Consider the following 18,762-nt stretch of genomic DNA (forward strand, 5'->3'; position numbering starts at 1 on the left):
GTGCACTTCATGGCAAATGGGCGTCCGTAAATTGATTTTTCAATAAACTCCAGTATAATGAAAAGATAGTTTACGAATTACAAGCAAAGAGGGTTTTACGAAAATGAATGCATATATGAAACAGCAGTTATCGCAATATCAGGAAATCAATAACGATAAGGCCCGCCTTCTGGTCAGCTGTCCGGATCAGCCTGGAATCGTCGCCGCCGTTTCTTCCTTTTTATTTGAAAATGGCGCGAATATTATTGAATCGAGCCAGTATACGACAGACCCTGAAGGAGGCCGGTTCTTTCTGCGGATTGAGTTTGAAGCCGAAGGCATCCGCAAAAAGATCGAACAGATGAAAGTGACATTCGCCACTGTGGCGGAGTCCTTCCAAATGACGTGGAGCATGAATTTGGCGAGCGAGCTGAAACGCGTCGCTATCTTCGTTTCAAAAGAGCTTCACTGCCTGCATGAACTGCTGTGGGAGTGGCAGAGCGGCAATTTGATGGCGGAAATTGCAGCGGTTATCAGCAATCATGAAGATGCAAGAGAAACCGTTGAATCGCTGAATATTCCGTTCCTTTACATGAAAGCGAACAAAGACATCCGTGAAGAAGTGGAAAAACAGCAGCTGAAATGGCTTGAAGAGTATCGTGCGGATGTCATCGTTCTCGCCCGCTACATGCAGATTTTAACGCCTGATTTTGTCTCGGCTCATCCGAACAAAATCATTAATATTCACCACTCATTCCTGCCGGCTTTTATCGGAGCGAATCCGTATAAACGGGCATATGAAAGAGGCGTTAAACTGATCGGAGCAACATCGCATTATGTGACAAACGAATTGGATGAAGGACCGATCATCGAACAGGATATCGAACGGGTCGACCACAGAGACAATGTGGAAGCATTGAAAAACATCGGCCGCACGATTGAGAGAAGCGTTTTGGCAAGAGCGGTCAAATGGCACTTGGAAGACCGGATTATCGTGCATGGAAACAAGACGATCGTCTTTAATTAAATTGTTTGATCTCCCTCTTGACAGAGGCGTTTTTCCTAGGCATAATAATAAAAAATCACGAGCGTTGAAGAGGGCCAGTAAGCAGTTCTTTCTGTGAAAGAGAGTGAAATGGCATGCTGAAACATTTCACCACATGAAACCTGCTGAACCTGCCTCGGAGTCTCAGGGGGAAAACCTGGGCGCATACCCTGGCGTTAAAGGGGAAAGAGGAGTGCGCTTTTTTCTCGCGCATTCAATGAAGGTGGTACCGCGGAAAGCTCTTTTCGTCCTTTTATTTGGACGAAAAGGGCTTTTTTTGTTGGCTTCTGCCAGATCATCTCGGAGGGAAAAAACGTGAAAAAACAACGGATTGTCATTAAAATCGGAAGCAGTTCATTAACCAATTCGAAAGGCAGCATCGATGAGGCGAAGATCAATGACCATGTTCAGGCGATAGCTGCTCTGAAAAAAGAAGGCCACGACGTCATCTTTATTTCGTCCGGCGCTGTCGCTGCGGGATTTTTACAGCTCGGCTATCCCGCAAGGCCTGTCACGCTAAAGGGGAAACAGGCTGCAGCGGCCGTCGGCCAGAGCTTGTTAATGCAGACATACATCAAGCATTTTGCAGACCGCGATATCAAGCCTGCGCAAATTTTATTGACAAGAAACGATTTTGCCAAACGGGAACGGTATCGAAATGCATATGCGACCATTATGGAACTGATTGAACGGGGGCTTGTCCCGATTATTAATGAAAATGATTCGGTATCTGTTGAAGAATTGACGTTTGGGGACAATGACATGCTATCCGCCCTGGTGAGCGGACTGATTCATGCCGACAAACTCATCATTTTAACGGATATTAACGGCCTCTATGATTCGAATCCGAATGAACATCCTGATGCCCGCCGTTTTGATTACATTCCCGAAATTACGGACGAACTTTTGAGCTGCGCCGCATCGGCCGGTTCAAAAGTCGGGACGGGCGGAATGAAGTCGAAGCTTTTGGCGGCAAAAACCGCTCTTTCACTCGGCGTCAATGTTTTCATAGGCGCCGGAGAGGGAGATGATAAGCTGATTCAGATTTTAAAAGGAAACGGGGACGGCACCTATATCGGCCAATCCGACCTGTCTTCCGTCAACAATCATAGACAGTGGATCGCTTTTCACTCTCCTGTCTCAGGGAAGATTACCGTTGATGAGGGGGCTGAGCTGGCGATTATCGAAAATGGCGGCAGCTTGCTGCCGGCCGGCGTAACAGCAATATCCGGGGATTTTCCGAAAGGGGCGGTTGTCGAAGTTTACGGACCGAACGGCTTGGCCGGAAAAGGCCAAACGCTGTACTCCGCAGCAGAACTTGAAGAGGTGAAAGGGAAACGAAGCGATGAGTTCCATCATGAAGAAGGGATAGAAGTCATCCATCGAAATGATTGGGTAAGTATTAAAGAATAAGGGGATGAAAGAATGAGCGAAGTGATTGAAAAAGCAAAAAAGGCTAAAGTCGCAAAAGAAGAACTGGTTCATCAGCCGACTGCAAAGAAAAATGAGGCGCTTTCCTTCATCGCCGAGGCGCTCCGCTTTAAGCAAGATGAGATATTGGCAGAAAACGAGAAAGATATCGTTCGCGGCAAAGAAAAAGGCTTTTCACCTGCGCTGCTTGACCGCCTTGCCTTAACGCCGGAGAGACTGAATGATATGGCAGACGCCGTCATGCTGCTCATCAAGCTTGAAGATCCTGTGGGGGAAACGCTTGAAACGATCCGCAAAGACAACGGGCTTTTCATTGAAAATGTCAGGGTTCCGCTCGGAGTCGTCGGCATGATCTACGAGGCCCGGCCGAATGTAACGGTCGACGCCGCGACCCTCTGTTTGAAAACGGGAAATGCCGTCATCCTGCGGGGCAGTTCATCAGCCATCAACAGCAATCAAGCGCTCGTCCGCGTAATCAGAGAAGCGCTCGAACAATCTGCGCTTCCGCAGGATGCCGTTCAGCTCATTGAAGATACAAGCAGGGAAGCGGCAAAACAGCTGTTCACTTTAAACGACGGCTTGGATGTCCTGATTCCGCGAGGAGGAAAAAACCTCATTGATATGGTGGTGCGGGAATCCACAGTACCTGTCCTTGAAACAGGCGCGGGAAACTGTCACATATTCATTGATGAATCGGCTCGGTCCGACATGGCCGAGCAGGTTGTAATCAATGCCAAAACGCAGCGTCCTTCTGTCTGCAATGCGATTGAAACGGTGCTTATCCATAAAGACTGGGCGAAAGAGCATACGACAGCGCTGCTTCAAAAGCTTGAAGAAGCAGGCGTTGAAATCAGGGGAGACGAAGCTGTATGCGCGCTGCTGCCATCTGCGGTTCCTGCTCGCGAGACCGACTGGGAAACCGAGTTTCTTGCGCCGGTTGTCAGCATCAAAATTGTCGCCGGAATCGATGAAGCCATCCGGCACATCAGGCAGTACGGCACGCGTCATTCGGAAGCGATTCTGACTGAAAATCAGGAAAACGCCCGGTTTTTCTTAACGTCTGTTGACGCTGCAGCGGTTTACCACAATGCTTCCACGCGTTTTACGGACGGCTTTGAATTCGGCTATGGCGCCGAAATCGGCATCAGCACGCAAAAGCTTCATGCAAGGGGGCCGATGGGCCTTAAAGCGCTGACTTCTTCTAAATATATCATTAAAGGAAACGGGCAAATCCGGATATGAAAGTGAAACATCCTGTCTTGACATGCAGACAGGATGTTTTTTTGTTGCGTTTTCGCATTAAATTTTATAAAATTGAATTGTGCACAATATAAATTAAAGGAGACGATAAATCATGAAACCGCTATTTACCTCGCAAGCTACTGCCAAAGGCGGCAGAGACGGACAAGTCACCTCATCTGACCGCGTCCTTGAACTGGAGCTGGCCATGCCGGGAACACCAAAAGCCAAGAAGAACGAAAATGCCACCAATCCGGAGCAGCTGTTTGCTGCCGGATATGCGGCATGCTTTGACAGTGCATTGCAATTGACCGCCCAAAAAGCGCGTCTTCGAATGGAGACAGAGGTGACGGCAAACGTCAGCCTTCTGAAAGATGAAGCAGATGGAGGCTATAAGCTCAGTGTCACGCTGCAAGTAAAAGGAACCGGCGTTGAACAGTCGGAGCTCGAAAAACTCGTTCATCAAGCTCATACCGTTTGTCCGTATTCAAAAGCGATTTCCGGAAATGTTGATGTCAGCCTTGAAGTCATTTCTTAAAAAAAAGGCGCCTTCATATCGAAGGCGCCTTTTTGCTGTCTTTACAGCGCATCTGTTTTTTTCGTCAATGAAGCCAGAAGGGATTCAAGCGTTTGTTTCAAGTTCTTCAGTTCGCCAGCCGACAGATCGGTCTGGGCGATCATGTGTTGCGGAATGCTGCTCGCTTTTTCCTGAAGTGCCTGGCCGCCTGCTGTCAGTCTGACGACCACAGACCGTTCATCTTCAGGTGACCGCTCCCTTGTTAAAAGCCCGTGCTGCTCCATCCTCTTCAGCATCGGCGTCAGTGTGCCGGAATCGAGATAAAGGAGCTTGCCCATTGTTTTGACGTTTAATTCCCCGTGCTCCCATAATAAAAGGAGTGCGAGGTACTGCGGATACGTAATATTGAGTTTATCAAGCAGCGGCTTGTAAAGCTTCGTCATTTCACGCGAACTGGCATAAAGGAGAAAACAAAGCTGTCTGTCAAGCCTCATATGTTCAAATTCGTTTGTCATCGTTTCACCAACTCTTTTTTATGTTCCTTTTTATTGTATAAGATTTTTCGTTTTTTTCCCATTGTTCTGCAGAAAACCCGAAAAAACAAAAACGGATGTTTAAAAAACTCATTTTGTGAAATATAAAGAGTAGAGGAAAAAAACGTAAGGAGGAATCAGGATGACTGCATTATTTACAGCAAAAGTCACGGCAAAAGGCGGAAGATCAGGACATGTCACATCAGATGACGGGGTTTTGGATCACAACATTGTCATGCCAAATGAAAAAAAAGAAGGCGAATCAGGGACAAATCCTGAACAGCTCTTTGCGGCGGGATACGCGGCGTGCTTCGGCGGCGCATTGGAGCATGTCGCAAAACAAAAAGGCATTAACATCGATTCTGAGGTTGAGGGCCATGTGAGCTTGCTGAAGGATGAGAGTGACGGCGGTTTTAAAATCGGCGTCAAGCTGATCGTCACCTCAGGCGGGGTAGACAAAGAAAAAGCGAAAGAGCTGGTCGAAGCCGCTCATGACTTTTGCCCTTATTCAAAAGCGACGAGAGGAAATATCGACGTCAGCCTTGAAGTAAAATAAACAAACGGGAAAGATGAAAACGAGAAAGCAAACAAAGCTTGTTTGCTTTCTTTTTTAGAAAGGAGCAGCAAATGGCATATCTTAAAAAAGCGCTTGTATTCGCCGTGCTCTCTGCCGCCTTCGTCCTTGTAGGATGCGGAACCGGAGCGAAGGAGAACAACGGAAATCAACCCTCGGCTGATACGGCCAAACAGAAAGCGCCTGATTTGAAAACATATTCTCTTGACAAAAATATTCGGTCTGAAGAAGATTTTGATTTGATAGGCAAGTATGTTCATGCCGAAGACGACCAAATCACGCTCGAAATAAAGGATAAGGAACTGATTGTACCGAAAAGCAGCCGTTTTCACAGCGAAGAAGACCATGATGACTTAATCGGGAAGCTTGTGAAGGTAGAGGTGGACGGAAAAACGCAAGAAGCCGAAGAAGCCGAGCTCATGCCGCAGTCAAAAGCCGACCAAAACGGCGTATATGAACAGGAGAATGACGGCAGCCGAAAAATCATTGCCGCGTTTGTCAGCGAATCGGAACAAAACATTACAATCAAAACAAAAGCAGGGGAAAAAACTTATCAGAAAACAGCCGATTTTGAGAGGGATGTCGCCGAAGCACCTGAAAAACTGAAAGGGAAAATCGTCAGGCTTGAAATTGAAAAGGATGGAAAGGCGGAAAGCCTTGATTTGGAATCTGAAGATCAAAAGCTTGAATGGTATGAGCCGTCAGCTTCAAAATGAAAAAGCTTCCTTCATCAGGAAGCTTTTTTTATTTTAATATTCCACTTTTTGATCGGTCGTTTCCCACGTGAGAAAGGGTTCAAGCTTTGCTTGAAGGTCCATTTTATAAAAAGGGATTGTCCGTTCGCTTTGCGTTTTTGTGATTTCTTCATAAATAAAAGAATCGTCAAAACCGGCCGATGCGGCATCTGAATGCTGAGCGGCGAAGTAAACTTCCTTCGGTCTTGCCCAGTAGATGGCTCCCAGGCACATTGGGCACGGTTCACAGCTTGTATAAAGAATGCAGTCGTTCAGCTGATAATCGCCAAGTGCTTCACAGGCGAGCCGAATAGCCGTTACCTCAGCATGCGCGGTGGGATCATTGCTTGTTGTGACATTGTTTTTTCCCTCGGCAATAATTTGGCCGTCTTTGACAATCACAGCGCCAAAAGGTCCGCCCGTGCCGCTTTTCACGCTCTCCACCGCAAGGTCGATTGCGCGCTGCAAAAATGTTTCATGATTCATTTCTGTATCCTCCTTGGTTGTCTTGCCTTCTTATTATAGCTGATGAATCTTGTAAAATAAACGCGCATCAGAATATTCAGTATGTTTGATTTCGAACGGACCATCGCATACAATGAATGCTAGAATGATGAACGGAGGATGATGTTTTGCTTACATTGTATATTGCAAGACACGGTCAGACGGAATGGAATATTGAAAAAAGAATGCAAGGCTGGGAAGACTCCAATTTAACGGCTTTGGGGCTGGCAAATGCAAACGCCCTCGGCGAACGGCTGAAAGCTGTTCAATTCCAAGCCGCATATTCCAGTCCAAGCGGCCGGGCTGTTGATTCTGCGCGGGCTATGCTGCAGAACCGCAGTGTTCCCTTTATAACAGACGACAGATTAAAAGAAATCTCGATCGGCCGCTGGGAAGGAAAAACGTATGATGAGATCAAACAAAGCGATCCTGACTTGCTGGAAGCGTATTTTAATGCGCCTGAAACATACATGCCTGATGAAGGGGAGAGCTTTTACGATTTTGAAAGACGGGTCAGCCGGGTGTATGAATTCATTCTCCACCGCCATCGGGAAGGCAATGTCCTCATTGTCAGCCATTCCGTGTTTATTTTGGTGCTTTTGAATCTGTTAAAAAAGAGGCCGGTCAGTGAACTATGGAACTCGAGCTATGTTCATGACACAGCTCTTGCAGTTGTAACAGTTTCTGATGATGGAAAGGTCACAATCGAAAGAGAAGGAGACGGGGAACATAGAGTAGAAGCAAAGAATGTCACCTGGTAGGCATGCCAAAAAGCCTGATTTCAACAATCAGGCTTTTAGCGTGTCGACAAACCCTTGTAGGCCTGCAAAGGCGGTGCTCACAGGATCGGCGGCAAACCATCCAGGCGTCCTGCCTGACCGCCGCTGTCATCATATCCTGTGAAAGTCCGCTCCGAGCCTCTTAGCCGGAATACATTTTGGCACTGAAGCTGTGGAGCGTGGCAGCGGAAATCGTTTTGTTTTTTGAAAGACAAACGGTTTTGACATCTGCCGCATCTGCTTCCGCTTTTTTTCCGAAAAGGAAGACCGTAAGAGAAAGCGGGCCTTTTGCGATTTGCTGATACGCCAGAAGGCAAAGGTTGTCAGCGATTGTGCGGCTGATCATGCGGCGTGCTGACCACAGCTGCTGCTGTCCTTCTTCATCTAACTGAATATATGCTGCGGCTCGTTTTTTCGTAAAGAGTCCTGACAGGCCGTTTTGTTTGATCTGCTTCATGAGAGCGAGCGGTTCAGACAGCGGCGGCGCGGTCAGTCTGTAGCTGTCAGGGGAACATTTTGCCGCAGCCAAAAAAGACATGATCGGCAGGTAGCCTGCCAGACGCCCGCCGCTCTGTAAGAGCTTCTCTGCAAGCATTTGATCGGTCTTTTTCATGCGGATTTCTGTAAAGTGCAGAAGATGCTGCAAATCATCGAGCGTGTGTAAAAATCCATTGAGTTCATGTTCCATTTCGGATTGCGCCTGATCGATCCCGTATGTGCTTGCTGCTTTCACGCTGGAGAAAAGAACATGAAAATGGCGGTTCAAAAGGTTTATTAAATCGCTGATTCGCTGGTGGGAATAGCGAAATTGGCGGGCGAGCGCGTGCAGATCATTGATGTTCAGCCGGATCGTCATGTCAGCTCCTCGGCTTTCAGCTGAAGCCGCTCAATTTCTTCGGACGCCTGCTCCTTAATGGCCCTCAGCCTGTCATACACGCGCGATTCCGCCCGGTCAAGATCGTCCAAAAGTGCGTCATACATTTCGCGCGCCTGTCCGCGCCATCCGTTGATATACATTTGGTGTGCTTTTAAAATAGAAGAACTTTCCTGCCTCAGCTCGTCAATGGCGGCAGTCACTTCTTTTACGTATAGCTGAAGAGAGTGAATGTCTTCCTGATATATTTTTCGTTTGATTTTTCGTTCTAACGCTATTCCATCGTCAATCACTACATATTTTCCTTCCCTTCCATCATCTACTACAAATATGTTAAAAGAAAAGGATACGGAAGGAAATCGTACGAATGAATCAAAAGTCTTAATGATTTTTGGGCGGACGTACCTTATATAACGGTTCTTTCGGCCTAAAAAGGGCTGAGGACATGAAAAGAGCCGCCCGTGTGAACAGGCGGCGTTTGTGTTGGATTTTTTGTGGAATTAAACAGTCTGAGCGAGTTTGCCTCTTGCTTGTTTGGCTGCTTCAACCATATGTTTAAGCGCTGCGATCGTTTCTTCAGGCTGTCTCGTTTTTAAACCGCAGTCAGGGTTTACCCAGAAGCGGTCAGCCGGGCAGACTTTCAGCGCATCTTCTATAATCGTGAGCATTTCATCGCTGGAAGGGACGCGGGGACTGTGAATATCATAGACGCCAAGCCCGAGTCCTTTCAGGTAAGGATGCTGTTCCAGATAATCAAGGAATCCGCCGTGGCTTCTGCTGTGCTCGATCGTAATGACGTCTGCGTCAAGATCTTCGATCGTGTCTACAATATCTTCAAAGTTGCTGTAGCACATATGCGTATGGATTTGCGTCGTATCTTCTACTGATGAAGTGGACAGTCTGAACGCTTCGGCAGCCCATTTAAGGTACTCGTCCCAATCCCGTTCTTTAAGCGGCAGGCCTTCTCTCAAGGCGGGTTCATCGACCTGGATGATTTGAATGCCTGCTTTTTCGAGCGCTTCAACCTCTTTGCGGAGAGCTTGGGCGATTTGGAAGGCAATCTCTTTTCTCGGCAGATCATAGCGGGCAAAGGACCAGTTTAAAATGGTAACAGGACCTGTCAGCATGCCCTTGACTTTCTTCGAGGTCAAGGATTGGGCGTAAACTGTTTCTTTTACCGTCATCGGCTCTTTAAACTCGACATCTCCATAGATGACCGGCGGACGGACGCAGCGGGAACCGTATGACTGAACCCAGGCGTATTTGGTAAAGGCGAATCCTCCGAGCTTTTCACCGAAATATTCAACCATGTCTGTCCGTTCGAATTCTCCGTGAACGAGAACGTCAAGTCCGAGGTCTTCCTGAATGTCAATCCATTTCTTTGTTTCTTTCTGAATAAATACTTCATACTGCTCGTCAGACCATTCTTTTTTCCGCCATTTTTGCCGCGCGCTCCGCACTTCCGCTGTCTGCGGGAAGCTGCCGATCGTCGTTGTCGGCAATAGAGGAAGTCCGAGAGATTCATTTTGGATCCGCAGTCTTTCTTCAAAAGCTGTCGGGCGTTTAAAGTCTTCCTCGGTCAGCTTGTCTATTTCTTCGGCAAAGGCCGAATTTGTCGCTGCACCGTATTGTTTGAGAGCTTGAAGGTGCCCGTGCGCTTCATCGATTTCCGTTTGGATGGCCGCTTTTCCGGAAACAAGTCCGTTCTTCAGCAGTGTAAGCTCCAGAAGCTTTTCTTTTGCAAAAGATAAACCGTTCAAGAGATCATCGGCAAGCTGCTCGTCCGGGTGTTTTGCGACAGGGACGTGAAGCAGGCTGTTTGAAGGCTGAATCCAGACTTCGTCAACACCCGCACTCTGGATCAGCTCAAGCGTCAGATCCAGGCGTTCTTCGAGATTGGCTTTCCAAATGTTGCGCCCGTCTAAAATACCGGCGGCAAGGACTTTGCCTTTAGGAAAACCGTGCGCTTTTAAATGCTCGAAGTTTTTCCCTTTATCATGAACAAAATCAAGACCAATCCCGGCGACAGGAAACGATATCAGCTCTTCATAAGCGTCAACCGAATCAAAATAGGTTTGCAGAAGGATATTCACTCCAGGGACTTCCTCTGTAATCGTCTGATAGATTTCTTTGACTGCAGCCGCTTCTTCATGTGAAGCCGTCACTAGAGCAGGCTCGTCGATTTGCACCCATTTGCCGCCTTCCTGCTCAAGCTCTTTCAGAACTTGGATGTAAAGAGGCGTCATTTGGCTATAAATATCTTTGATATCTTGTTGTTCATAGCCTTTTGCAAGGGCTACGAAAGTGTAAAGGCCGAGTATGACGGGCTTCGTTTCTGTTCCCAATGCTGCTTTTGCTCTTTTATAATCTTCAAGCGGTTTGTTTCTCGTCACGCGGTATTGTGCGCCTTTTTCAAATTCAGGCACAATATAATGGTAGTTTGTGTTAAACCATTTTGTCATTTCACACGATACAGCATCTTTCGTGCCTCTCGCCATTGCGAAATAAGTATCTAACGGATCATGTACATCCTTGAATCTTTTTGGAATCCAGTTGAACATCACCGCCGTGTCAAGAACGTGGTCGTACAGGGTAAAGTCGGAAACCGGTATGATATCGATTTGCTGATCAAGCTGGGTCTGGAGGGCTGCTAAAAATTGTTCGTCCATTTCTTTTAAAAAGGTCTCACGGTCTGTGTTTCCTTTCCAATAAGCCTCAAGCGATTTTTTCCATTCTCTGTTCAAGCCGATTCTTGGAAATCCCAAGCTACTCGTTTTTACATTTGTCATTCTGGTCTCCTCCTTTTAGTGTTCAATAAAAAAAGACACTCACACTTCGGACAATGAGAAGGTGAATGCCTGAAAACAGCATTTTGCGAACGAGAAATAAACGTAGCGATTGTTACGTCAACTCGAACACCTCCTATCGACCGTAGGTTGATGGTGCGTCAGAACAGGCAGGTCTCCTGGCTCATGAATCGACGGTTATTTCCCCCTTCCCGTATAGAAACAGTGGGTTTTATGAAATAACCTCCTCATTCACAGTGGCGGGACCGCGTCGGATTTTCACCAAACTTCCCTTTTAAAATCTAACCTCGTTAGATTACCATGTTCCCGGCGATGAAATTGTTTAGTAGATTATATACCGTCACGATCTTTTAGTCAAAATAATTTTTGAATTCTTGCAATTAAAAAGATTCAGCCTTATCGATAGCCATGAAAAAGGCCGCCGACATTGTCGGCAGCCTCCTTAGGCTGTTAAAGGGAAAGAAGTTTTGCTTCGCCGGCTTTTTCCGCCAGTACCTCCGGCGCCGACAAATATAAGAATCCATTGCCGATCAGCGCTTTTGAGTAATCAAGAGGAAGCGTGCGGCGGATTAACTGAGCATACAGTTCCGGTTCTGTCAGCTTCCGTTTAAACGCCTCTTCTTCAGCTGACTTGATGAGAGCGAGCGCGCCGCTGACGTGCGGTGTGGCCATCGATGTTCCCGTCAGCTTTCCGTATTGATGATCGGGCAATGTAGAGAGGATTTCTTCTCCTGGTGCAACGAGGTCAATTTCTTTGTTCGCATTTGAGAATTCGGAAGACTCCCGCGTCAATGACACAGACCCGACAGCGATGACTTCGTTGTATGCAGCAGGGTATGAGTACTCCTCTGTACGGTCATTGCCGTCGCCTTCGTTTCCGGCGGCGCAGACGACGAGCACTCCGTTTTTCACGGCGTTTGTCACCGCTTCTTTCAATTCCGGAACGTCGGCAGGTCCGCCGAGCGACATTGAAATGATATCGGCTTTTTGTTCGACGGCGTAGTTGATCCCGTTGATGATCCATTCATAATCGCCGCTGCCGTCTTCACCGCCGAGCACCTTGACGATTAATAGGTTCGCTTCAGGTGCCACGCCGGAGATGCCGCCGTTTTGATCGTTTGCGGCAATCGTACCCGCCACATGGGTGCCATGTCCATTATAATCATGAAATTGATCTTCTTTTCCATTGTCATCATCAGTAAAGTTTCTGCCTCCGATGATTCGGTCTGCCAAATCGGGATGGGTTGCGTCACAGCCTGTATCAAGCACTGCGACAGTGATATCTTTTCCTTTAAAACCTTGTGACCACAGCTCCGGTGCCTTAATCGCATCGATTCCTTCCGGCAATTCGTTCACGTCCATCAGCTTTGTGTCAGTGACATAAGGAATTAATCGCATTTGCATTTCAAAGCCCTCCCTGTTATATGCTGCTTTAGATGGGTTACAAGGTGCGTGATTTTATTGTAAAACATTCACTTTGTTAAAAAAAGGTTCATTTGTATGAATTTTATGAAAAGTTAAAAAATATAGATAATAGAGGAGAAAAGTCGAATAACTGCGAACAATGCTGGAATTGTAAGCGAAAAGACCTGTGAAATCGGCGAAAGGGCGAGAGAATCACTATATATATGAGATTTCGCTTCATCATATTATCCCGGCAAAAGGATATCCTATTATAAAAAGGAGTTGATACAGGGTGAAAGAACAAGAAAACGAAAAAAGAGACGAATTGTCAATCGAGCAGGCGGAGTTTGTGCCGCATCCAAAATATGAAGGAGAATACGCGCTTTTGCTGCACGAAAACTATCACCTGCTGTCAAAGGACGACCTTGAACAGGATAGCGAAAAGTAAGAACGGAGCTCGGCATCTCGGCGAAAGAGCTGGTTTAATTTTGACGAAAAAGGGAATCAACCATAATAGAGAGCATTAAGTTTGCTTTTCTTATTGACAGTTATCCTTTTTTTCTGTAATCTCATTGTGTCCGGTAAATACAGCTCTTCGTTAGGTGAGGCTCCTGTATGGAGATACGCTGCTGCCCAAAAATGTCCAAAGACGCCAATGGGTCAACAGAAATCATCGATCTAAGGTGATTTTTAATGCAGCTGGCATGCTGCCTATGCCATACAGTGCTAAAGCTCTACGATGGAAGGCGTTAGGGTTTTATTTTGTATGGCTTTTAGCACCTTCATTTCAATGAAATAGGTGTTTTTTTATTTTTTGAGGAAAGTGAACTTTCCGTATTAAACAAGGAGGTGGAAGTATGGATTCTCCCCATTCGAGGCGGTTTAATCATACGAGAAATATTTTACAGCATCACACATTGATTGATGAGGAGATCCTTATACTTCACCCCTTTTGCTATGGTGATATAAGGATCTCCTGAAAAGGGAGGTACAGATTGCCATGGTAAAAAACATGACATATGATGAACTGATTTTACGCATTATTATTTTACTGAGAGACGGAAAACGAAAAGAGTTTCAAAACGTTTTAGAGGAACTGCAGCCTTATGATATGGCGATTCTGTTTAAGGAAATGCCCGAAAAGCACCGCGGCCGGTATCTGTCTTTTTTAACGGTTGAAGACATTACCGATCTCATGGGCGAACTGGACAGAGAAGAGCAGCTTGTCGTTCTGAACAAGGTCGGCAAGGAAAAGGCGATCCATGTGATGAATAAAATGGACAACGACGACCTTGCCGCGCTCTTCGAGGAAATGGACTCAGAGCTGAAAGACCAGCTTCTTTCCAGTATGGAAGCGGAAGAATCTGAAGCGGTCCGCGTTCTGATGAACTACCCACCTGAAACAGCGGGAAGAATCATGACAAACCGCTATGTCTGGATTCCGCAGCATTACACGGTAAAAGAAGCGGTTGTCAAGCTGAAAAGCTTTGCGGAAATCGCGGAGTCGATCAACTATTTATACGTTATCAATGAACAAAAGCAGCTTGTCGGGGTTATCTCATACCGGGATCTCATTTTGGCAGAACCCGATGAGAAGGTTCAGGAATTAATGTTTACAAGGGTCATCTCGGCGGACGCTCTTCAAGATCAGGAAGAAGTCGCAAGGCTCATTGAGCGGTACGACTTTCTGGCGATTCCCGTTGTAGAAAAAAACCATGAGCTTGTCGGGATCGTAACGGTCGATGACATTATTGACATCGTCATCCAAGAAGCGAATGAAGACTACGAAAAATTTGCTGCATCAGGTAAAGCAATCACGTTTGATACAAAATCGTATGTCGCTGCATATCGACGTCTGCCGTGGCTGATCTTGCTTCTGTTCATCGGTTTGATCTCAGGCAGCATCATGAGCTATTTTGAAGACACACTGCAGCAGGTTGTCGCATTGGCCTTTTTTATGCCGATGATTGCAGGAATGACGGGTAACACCGGAACGCAGTCTCTCGCTGTCGTCATCAGAGGGCTGTCAAAAGAAGAACTCAATAAAAAAACGATTTTCCGCTTGATTTTCCGGGAGCTCAAGGCCGGCATTATTATCGGCGTTGTTTGTGCGGTCGTGATTACAGGAATCGCGATTGTATGGCAGGGGAATCTGCTGCTCGGATTTGTGGTAGGGACTTCGCTCTTTGCCACACTGATCATCGGAACGATGGCGGGAACGATCGTCCCGATCATCCTTCACAAGTGCAACGTCGACCCTGCGATTGCATCGGGTCCGCTGATCACAACTTTAAATGACATTTTGTCACTGCTGATCTACTTCGGTATTGCAACTGCATTCATTCATTCACTGTAAGACAGCAGCCCTCCTTTTTTAGGGAGGGTTTTTTGCTTGCCAGAATCCGTAAAAGCCTATATATTTTAGGCAGAGATCAGGGGGGATTGGTATGAGAAGATTTGCAGCTGTGCTGATTTGTTTAGCCGTTGCAATGGTTGCTGCCGGCTGTCAGAATGAAGATGAAGGAAAAGACAGGCGGCTCGTCGCAGTCGAGGGTATGCTTGAGGCGATATTGAACGATGATGTGTCAAAAATGAAGCGGTTGTACGTGGAGGGCGCAACCCCCTCTCCGGAAACAATCCTGGAAAACAAACAGAAATGGGGAATTTCCGGGCTTCGTGCTGATGATTTTCAAATTTCTGAAGCGAGCATCCATGTGTTTCATGCCGCTTACAAGATGGAAAATACCGGTCAGCCCGGAACGATCGCGTTTCGGATACGCAATGATCCAGATAAAGGCGTTATGATTGATTTCATCGGATACATAAAGGAAACGAAACAGCAGGAAAACAGGTGACGAATCATCCGGAGGGTATGATTCGTTTTTTTAGCGGTTTTTGTATTTAAAATGAGCGTTAAGCTGTCCTTCGAGCATTTTCTTTCTGAGCTGCTGGTCGTTTTTCAGTCTCTGTTCTTTTTTGCGCATATCTTTGAGGATTTCTGCCGTCTGAACACCGTCTTCCCGCTTGTTTGCGATTTCCATCAGCCGTTCGACGTCAGCAAAGGAATACTTGCGCGTGCCTCTTGAAGAGCGCTGCGGATAGATCAGCTTGCGTTCTTCGTAATAGCGGATCTGCCTGACCGACAAACCCGTCAGCTCGCTGACAATGCCAATAGAAATCACTTTTTTATCTTTATAAGAAAGATCTTCGACTGTCATTTTCCCACCCCTAAGATGACTTTTTTTGTATTATATAAGAAAACGCGCGAAAAAACCTGACGTTTGTTAGAAAATCTAACATTGTTGAAAAACTTTTAAAAAAATCGCGGAAGAAAAGTTTACAGGAACCATGCAAGGGGTAAAAGTGTTTTGTATGCTGTAGATACAGACTGATGAGGGGGAATCATTGGATGAAGGAACACAAAGCGGTCTCACTCGCCAAAGAAATCGTTGCTTTAGACATTAAAAGAGACGAATTGCTCGAGACATTAATGAATCTTGCCGGAAAGGATGCGTTTCCGCTGCTGAGGGCGGTGCAGAACGGCTTTTATCAAAAGTCCTCTTAAATCCGGAAGTGGGAGTGAAAGCAAACTTTACACGGCCTTAAAGCCTGGTTAATAAATAAGGTCTATTCTTATATTACAACACACGAAAATGAAAGGAGAAGATCATGAGCAGGTTGTTAAAAAACGCTTTGGAAAAGGAAAGAAACCATTACTCAAAAAAACTGAGCTCACTCGGTGAGTATAATCAGGATGTTTTGCAGAGGATGACGATTACGGAGCTCAGAAAAGAATATTTTTATTTTTTCCGGAAAAATAAAGCCCGTGTTCAAAATCGGCCATTTTGAAAAAACGGGCTTCTTTTTAATATCTTAAAAAAAATAAGCAGGAGTTTTCTTTCGAATCACGAAAATATATACTTATAGAATATGGGAAAAGCATGACCCTTTCTTTTTCTATATTTGTAAGGGTTTTCATTTCCCGGGTTCATTTTAAGAAAATAGTATAAGAGGTAGATGATATGAGACTTTCGTTTAATGAGGAAGAAGTTCACCGTGCTATGTCGCTGTACAAGGTTTTTGCCAGGGCTTTTAAAAGCGTTTCAGAACATAGTATTCGGGACAGCAAGGAACACGGCTTTAATCCTACAGAATTTGCTGTATTGGAGCTTTTGTATACGAGGGGAGCCCAAAAGCTGCAGCAAATCGGCTCGAGGCTGCTCCTTGTAAGCGGAAACGTAACCTATGTGATCGACAAATTGGAAAAAAACGGTTTCATCAAACGAGAGCAGGACCCGAAAGATAAACGGTCTGTCTATGCGAATTTGACAGAGAAGGGAAAGGCTTATCTCGATGAGATTTATCCGATCCACTCCCTGAGAATTGCGCGGGCTTTTTCAGGCTTGACAAAAGAGGAACAGGAGCAGCTGATGGCCCTTTTAAAAAAAGCCGGAATCCACAGCCAGCACCTATTGTTTCGCTGAAAAAGTCAGTTTTCCGAACGGTCAATTTCTTTTAAGTGATCGAGAATAGCTTTGATCTGTTTGTCTTGGGGCTGTCTGAAGAAGCTTTCGAAAGGGCATCCGAGCTCCTTTGTGCGTTTGATGACAGCCTCCATCGTAAAATTTGAGGGTGCCAAGTCTGAATGGACTTCATCCCAAAACAGTGGTGCGGCCACTGTGCCAATCTCATTGCCTCTTGTGGAATACGGGCAGATGATCGTTTTTCCCGGAGCGTGCTGCACATAATCAATATAGAGTTTTCCGCCCCTGTTTTTAATCAGGCGTTCGGTTGTGAACAGATCGGGAAAAAGTGAGACGCAATAAGAAGCCGCAAAGCTTGTGAAAAGGCGGGTTTCTTCATAAGTAAAGGCGTTTTTTGAAATCGGAATATAGATTTGTATCCCTTTATTTCCCGACAGCTTTGGAAAAGACAAGAGGCCAAGCTGTTCAAATAAACGGTGCAATTCATTCGCGGCTCTGACGGCCTGTGGAAACTCCGACCTTGAAGGCGGATCGAGATCGAAAACGATTTCGGTCGGACGGGTCGTATCCGCTGTTTGAAAAGGGATATGGAACTCCAGCGCAAGCTGATTGGCAAGCCACAGCAGGACTGAATAATCGCTGCAGATGATATGCTCGTGCTCGTCATCCCGAATGGACGTGATAAATTCGGGTGCGTAGTCGGGCTTGTTTTTTTGAAAAAAAGATTCTCCGCCGGAACCGTGCGGATAACGGATAACGGTAAGCGCCCGATTGTCGAGAAACGGAAGCAGAAAATCGCCGATTTCATTCAGATATCCGATGTAATCCGCTTTTGTTTTATTGCTTTTAGGAAAGATGACTTTATCAAGGCTTGTCAGCTGCAAATCGGGGTGGACGTTTCTTGCATGAAGCAGCAGGCGCTTGTAAGTACAATCTTCCCAAGCCATGTCAAATTCAAAAGAAACAAACGACACCTCGCGCAATGTCCCGTAATGAATCGTTAAATAATGGACCGTCATGCAAATCGACGGATCTATGGTATATTCGCCGGGCTTTGTTTCGGTTCCGTACTGCTTGACGATTGAAAGAATGGCGTTTCTTTCCTGTTCTCCGAGTCCGTGGGAAACCGAACCGACTTCTTTGATTTGACCGCGGTCATAGACGGCGATTGTCAAATAACGGTTTGCCATGTTGTAGCCTGTCATAAATACAGCTGCTTTTTTGTAGTTTTTGAGCTTGAGCCATTCGGCTGTTTTTTTATTTTCAGCCCAGCGGCTGTCTTTTTTCTTCGCAACAATTCCCTCGCCGTCAAACCTTTTAACAGCATTCCATAGAGCATGGAAATCTGAAGTGTCAGGGATATATTGAATTCGTGCGTGAGCCATCGGATCGGGAGCCATCGGCAAGCCGAGTTCTTTCATCAGGTCGGAAAGCACGCGTTTTCGTTCGGTATAGGGGAGTGAGGTTAAACTTTCTCCTTTAAAGACCAGTAAATCAAAAGCGAGGTACTGACACGGTTTCTTCGCGGCAGCTTGTTCAATCAACTCGGCCTTTTTGCTTAACCCTCTTTTTTGGACGTATTCAAACCGGGAACGAAAACGGTTTGTCAACGACACAATTTCCCCGTCAATCGTGATCGGCAAGTGTTCTTTGAGATTTTCGATCATGCTTTTTGCAAATTCCGTAATTTCCGGAAATGTGTTTTCGAGCGGCTGCGCGTTTCTGCTGATGAGCGAAACGTCGCCGGCCGCAGAAATTTTTAAAAGCCCCCGATACCCGTCATACTTGGCTTCATACCGCCAATTGCCGCCTGAAGGAGCGGATGTGGTCAACACGGGCTGCATCGTAATTCCCATTT

At 46.2% G+C, this 18,762-nt stretch carries 21 protein-coding genes, 2 riboswitches and 1 other annotated feature; of the genes, 13 read left to right on the top strand and 8 right to left on the bottom strand.

What is annotated here, in order from left to right:
- The first annotated feature begins 103 nt into the window (after positions 1–103).
- The 4 genes from purU to MHH76_RS07490 all read left to right on the top strand — a co-directional run bounded on the left by purU (position 104) and on the right by MHH76_RS07490 (position 4,232).
- The gene (gene purU / locus MHH76_RS07475) at positions 104–1,006 is read left to right on the top strand and encodes a formyltetrahydrofolate deformylase (RefSeq protein ID WP_023856771.1); all 903 of its coding nucleotides are present in this window, start codon (positions 104–106) and stop codon (positions 1,004–1,006) included.
- Positions 1,007–1,061: 55 nt separating this feature from the next.
- Positions 1,062–1,280: a binding site (T-box leader), on the top strand.
- A gap of 59 nt (positions 1,281–1,339) precedes the next feature.
- Positions 1,340–2,437 carry a glutamate 5-kinase gene (proB, locus tag MHH76_RS07480; RefSeq protein WP_023856772.1) on the top strand — a complete coding sequence of 366 codons (1,098 nt, stop codon included), beginning with the start codon at positions 1,340–1,342 and terminating at the stop codon, positions 2,435–2,437.
- A 12-nt stretch (positions 2,438–2,449) separates the two neighbouring features.
- Complete coding sequence (locus tag MHH76_RS07485) at positions 2,450–3,697, top strand: glutamate-5-semialdehyde dehydrogenase (protein ID WP_025812019.1); 1,248 nt, start codon at positions 2,450–2,452, stop codon at positions 3,695–3,697.
- A gap of 109 nt (positions 3,698–3,806) precedes the next feature.
- A complete protein-coding gene (locus MHH76_RS07490) occupies positions 3,807–4,232 on the top strand; it encodes an organic hydroperoxide resistance protein (RefSeq protein ID WP_035338887.1) in 426 nt (141 codons plus the stop codon).
- 41 nt (positions 4,233–4,273) lie between these two features.
- On the opposite strand, the gene MHH76_RS07495 is transcribed toward MHH76_RS07490, so the two are convergent.
- A complete protein-coding gene (locus MHH76_RS07495; RefSeq protein ID WP_020451102.1) occupies positions 4,274–4,726 on the bottom strand; it encodes a MarR family transcriptional regulator in 453 nt (150 codons plus the stop codon).
- Positions 4,727–4,886: 160 nt separating this feature from the next.
- Between MHH76_RS07495 and MHH76_RS07500 the strand changes: the two genes are divergently transcribed.
- Both MHH76_RS07500 and MHH76_RS07505 read left to right on the top strand, forming a co-directional pair.
- Positions 4,887–5,300, top strand: coding sequence for an organic hydroperoxide resistance protein (locus tag MHH76_RS07500; RefSeq protein WP_020451103.1), 414 nt, complete (start codon positions 4,887–4,889; stop codon positions 5,298–5,300).
- 71 nt (positions 5,301–5,371) lie between these two features.
- The gene (locus tag MHH76_RS07505) at positions 5,372–6,034 is read left to right on the top strand and encodes a hypothetical protein (RefSeq protein ID WP_035338883.1); all 663 of its coding nucleotides are present in this window, start codon (positions 5,372–5,374) and stop codon (positions 6,032–6,034) included.
- A 33-nt stretch (positions 6,035–6,067) separates the two neighbouring features.
- Here the strand turns inward: MHH76_RS07505 and MHH76_RS07510 are convergent, their stop codons facing one another.
- Positions 6,068–6,538, bottom strand: coding sequence for a nucleoside deaminase (locus MHH76_RS07510; RefSeq protein ID WP_020451105.1), 471 nt, complete (start codon positions 6,536–6,538; stop codon positions 6,068–6,070).
- A gap of 146 nt (positions 6,539–6,684) precedes the next feature.
- On the opposite strand from MHH76_RS07510, the gene MHH76_RS07515 reads away from it, so the two are divergent.
- Complete coding sequence (locus tag MHH76_RS07515; RefSeq protein ID WP_043054296.1) at positions 6,685–7,317, top strand: histidine phosphatase family protein; 633 nt, start codon at positions 6,685–6,687, stop codon at positions 7,315–7,317.
- Positions 7,318–7,477: 160 nt separating this feature from the next.
- Here MHH76_RS07515 and MHH76_RS07520 read toward each other — a convergent pair whose 3' ends face one another.
- From MHH76_RS07520 to MHH76_RS07535, 4 genes are all read right to left on the bottom strand, one after another.
- Positions 7,478–8,191 (bottom strand): hypothetical protein, encoded by a 714-nt coding sequence (locus MHH76_RS07520; RefSeq protein WP_039072681.1) that lies wholly within the window; start codon positions 8,189–8,191, stop codon positions 7,478–7,480.
- Positions 8,188–8,502 (bottom strand): hypothetical protein, encoded by a 315-nt coding sequence (locus tag MHH76_RS07525; protein WP_020451108.1) that lies wholly within the window; start codon positions 8,500–8,502, stop codon positions 8,188–8,190. Before MHH76_RS07525 ends, MHH76_RS07520 begins: the two co-directional genes overlap by 4 nt.
- A gap of 207 nt (positions 8,503–8,709) precedes the next feature.
- Positions 8,710–10,998, bottom strand: a complete 2,289-nt coding sequence (metE, locus tag MHH76_RS07530; RefSeq protein ID WP_026579820.1) for a 5-methyltetrahydropteroyltriglutamate--homocysteine S-methyltransferase — start codon at positions 10,996–10,998, stop codon at positions 8,710–8,712.
- A 148-nt stretch (positions 10,999–11,146) separates the two neighbouring features.
- Positions 11,147–11,334: riboswitch (cobalamin riboswitch) on the bottom strand.
- Positions 11,335–11,466: 132 nt separating this feature from the next.
- Positions 11,467–12,420, bottom strand: a complete 954-nt coding sequence (locus MHH76_RS07535; protein ID WP_023856779.1) for a S8 family peptidase — start codon at positions 12,418–12,420, stop codon at positions 11,467–11,469.
- 292 nt (positions 12,421–12,712) lie between these two features.
- Between MHH76_RS07535 and MHH76_RS07540 the strand changes: the two genes are divergently transcribed.
- The 3 genes from MHH76_RS07540 to MHH76_RS07550 all read left to right on the top strand — a co-directional run bounded on the left by MHH76_RS07540 (position 12,713) and on the right by MHH76_RS07550 (position 15,275).
- On the top strand, positions 12,713–12,868 hold the full coding sequence (locus tag MHH76_RS07540; RefSeq protein ID WP_020451111.1) for a transcriptional regulator SplA domain-containing protein: 156 nt from the start codon (positions 12,713–12,715) through the stop codon (positions 12,866–12,868).
- 139 nt (positions 12,869–13,007) lie between these two features.
- Positions 13,008–13,172: riboswitch (M-box (ykoK) riboswitch) on the top strand.
- A gap of 248 nt (positions 13,173–13,420) precedes the next feature.
- Complete coding sequence (gene mgtE / locus MHH76_RS07545; RefSeq protein ID WP_020451112.1) at positions 13,421–14,776, top strand: magnesium transporter; 1,356 nt, start codon at positions 13,421–13,423, stop codon at positions 14,774–14,776.
- A 91-nt stretch (positions 14,777–14,867) separates the two neighbouring features.
- Positions 14,868–15,275, top strand: a complete 408-nt coding sequence (locus MHH76_RS07550) for a hypothetical protein (protein ID WP_020451113.1) — start codon at positions 14,868–14,870, stop codon at positions 15,273–15,275.
- 30 nt (positions 15,276–15,305) lie between these two features.
- Here MHH76_RS07550 and MHH76_RS07555 read toward each other — a convergent pair whose 3' ends face one another.
- Complete coding sequence (locus MHH76_RS07555) at positions 15,306–15,638, bottom strand: MerR family transcriptional regulator (protein WP_020451114.1); 333 nt, start codon at positions 15,636–15,638, stop codon at positions 15,306–15,308.
- 191 nt (positions 15,639–15,829) lie between these two features.
- Here MHH76_RS07555 and MHH76_RS07560 point away from each other — a divergent pair, with 191 nt between their 5' ends.
- The 3 genes from MHH76_RS07560 (at position 15,830) to MHH76_RS07570 (ending at position 16,904) form a co-directional block, all read left to right on the top strand.
- Complete coding sequence (locus tag MHH76_RS07560; protein ID WP_020451115.1) at positions 15,830–15,985, top strand: hypothetical protein; 156 nt, start codon at positions 15,830–15,832, stop codon at positions 15,983–15,985.
- A 104-nt stretch (positions 15,986–16,089) separates the two neighbouring features.
- Positions 16,090–16,269, top strand: a complete 180-nt coding sequence (locus MHH76_RS07565) for a hypothetical protein (RefSeq protein WP_020451116.1) — start codon at positions 16,090–16,092, stop codon at positions 16,267–16,269.
- A gap of 173 nt (positions 16,270–16,442) precedes the next feature.
- A complete protein-coding gene (locus MHH76_RS07570) occupies positions 16,443–16,904 on the top strand; it encodes a MarR family transcriptional regulator (protein ID WP_020451117.1) in 462 nt (153 codons plus the stop codon).
- Between the two features lie 5 nt (positions 16,905–16,909).
- On the opposite strand, the gene MHH76_RS07575 is transcribed toward MHH76_RS07570, so the two are convergent.
- Positions 16,910–18,760: a DNA ligase D gene (locus MHH76_RS07575; protein ID WP_023856780.1), complete on the bottom strand. Its 1,851-nt coding sequence runs from the start codon at positions 18,758–18,760 to the stop codon at positions 16,910–16,912.
- Between the last annotated feature and the right edge of the window lie 2 nt (positions 18,761–18,762).

Origin of the sequence: Bacillus sp. FSL L8-0193 (assembly GCF_037976065.1) — a bacterium.
Taxonomy (GTDB): Bacteria; Bacillota; Bacilli; order Bacillales; family Bacillaceae; genus Bacillus; species Bacillus paralicheniformis.

Bases quoted from the DNA above. Each gene is read 5' to 3' on its own strand.
- purU (WP_023856771.1), top strand. From the start codon at position 104: ATGAATGCATATATGAAACAGCAGTTATCGCAATATCAGGAAATCAAT.
- MHH76_RS07485 (WP_025812019.1), top strand. From the start codon at position 2,450: ATGAGCGAAGTGATTGAAAAAGCAAAAAAGGCTAAAGTCGCAAAAGAA.
- MHH76_RS07495 (WP_020451102.1), bottom strand. From the start codon at position 4,726: ATGACAAACGAATTTGAACATATGAGGCTTGACAGACAGCTTTGTTTT.
- MHH76_RS07500 (WP_020451103.1), top strand. From the start codon at position 4,887: ATGACTGCATTATTTACAGCAAAAGTCACGGCAAAAGGCGGAAGATCA.
- MHH76_RS07505 (WP_035338883.1), top strand. From the start codon at position 5,372: ATGGCATATCTTAAAAAAGCGCTTGTATTCGCCGTGCTCTCTGCCGCC.
- MHH76_RS07510 (WP_020451105.1), bottom strand. From the start codon at position 6,538: ATGAATCATGAAACATTTTTGCAGCGCGCAATCGACCTTGCGGTGGAG.
- MHH76_RS07520 (WP_039072681.1), bottom strand. From the start codon at position 8,191: ATGACGATCCGGCTGAACATCAATGATCTGCACGCGCTCGCCCGCCAA.
- metE (WP_026579820.1), bottom strand. From the start codon at position 10,998: ATGACAAATGTAAAAACGAGTAGCTTGGGATTTCCAAGAATCGGCTTG.
- MHH76_RS07535 (WP_023856779.1), bottom strand. From the start codon at position 12,420: ATGCAAATGCGATTAATTCCTTATGTCACTGACACAAAGCTGATGGAC.
- mgtE (WP_020451112.1), top strand. From the start codon at position 13,421: ATGGTAAAAAACATGACATATGATGAACTGATTTTACGCATTATTATT.
- MHH76_RS07550 (WP_020451113.1), top strand. From the start codon at position 14,868: ATGAGAAGATTTGCAGCTGTGCTGATTTGTTTAGCCGTTGCAATGGTT.
- MHH76_RS07555 (WP_020451114.1), bottom strand. From the start codon at position 15,638: ATGACAGTCGAAGATCTTTCTTATAAAGATAAAAAAGTGATTTCTATT.
- MHH76_RS07560 (WP_020451115.1), top strand. From the start codon at position 15,830: ATGAAGGAACACAAAGCGGTCTCACTCGCCAAAGAAATCGTTGCTTTA.
- MHH76_RS07565 (WP_020451116.1), top strand. From the start codon at position 16,090: ATGAGCAGGTTGTTAAAAAACGCTTTGGAAAAGGAAAGAAACCATTAC.
- MHH76_RS07570 (WP_020451117.1), top strand. From the start codon at position 16,443: ATGAGACTTTCGTTTAATGAGGAAGAAGTTCACCGTGCTATGTCGCTG.
- MHH76_RS07575 (WP_023856780.1), bottom strand. From the start codon at position 18,760: ATGGGAATTACGATGCAGCCCGTGTTGACCACATCCGCTCCTTCAGGC.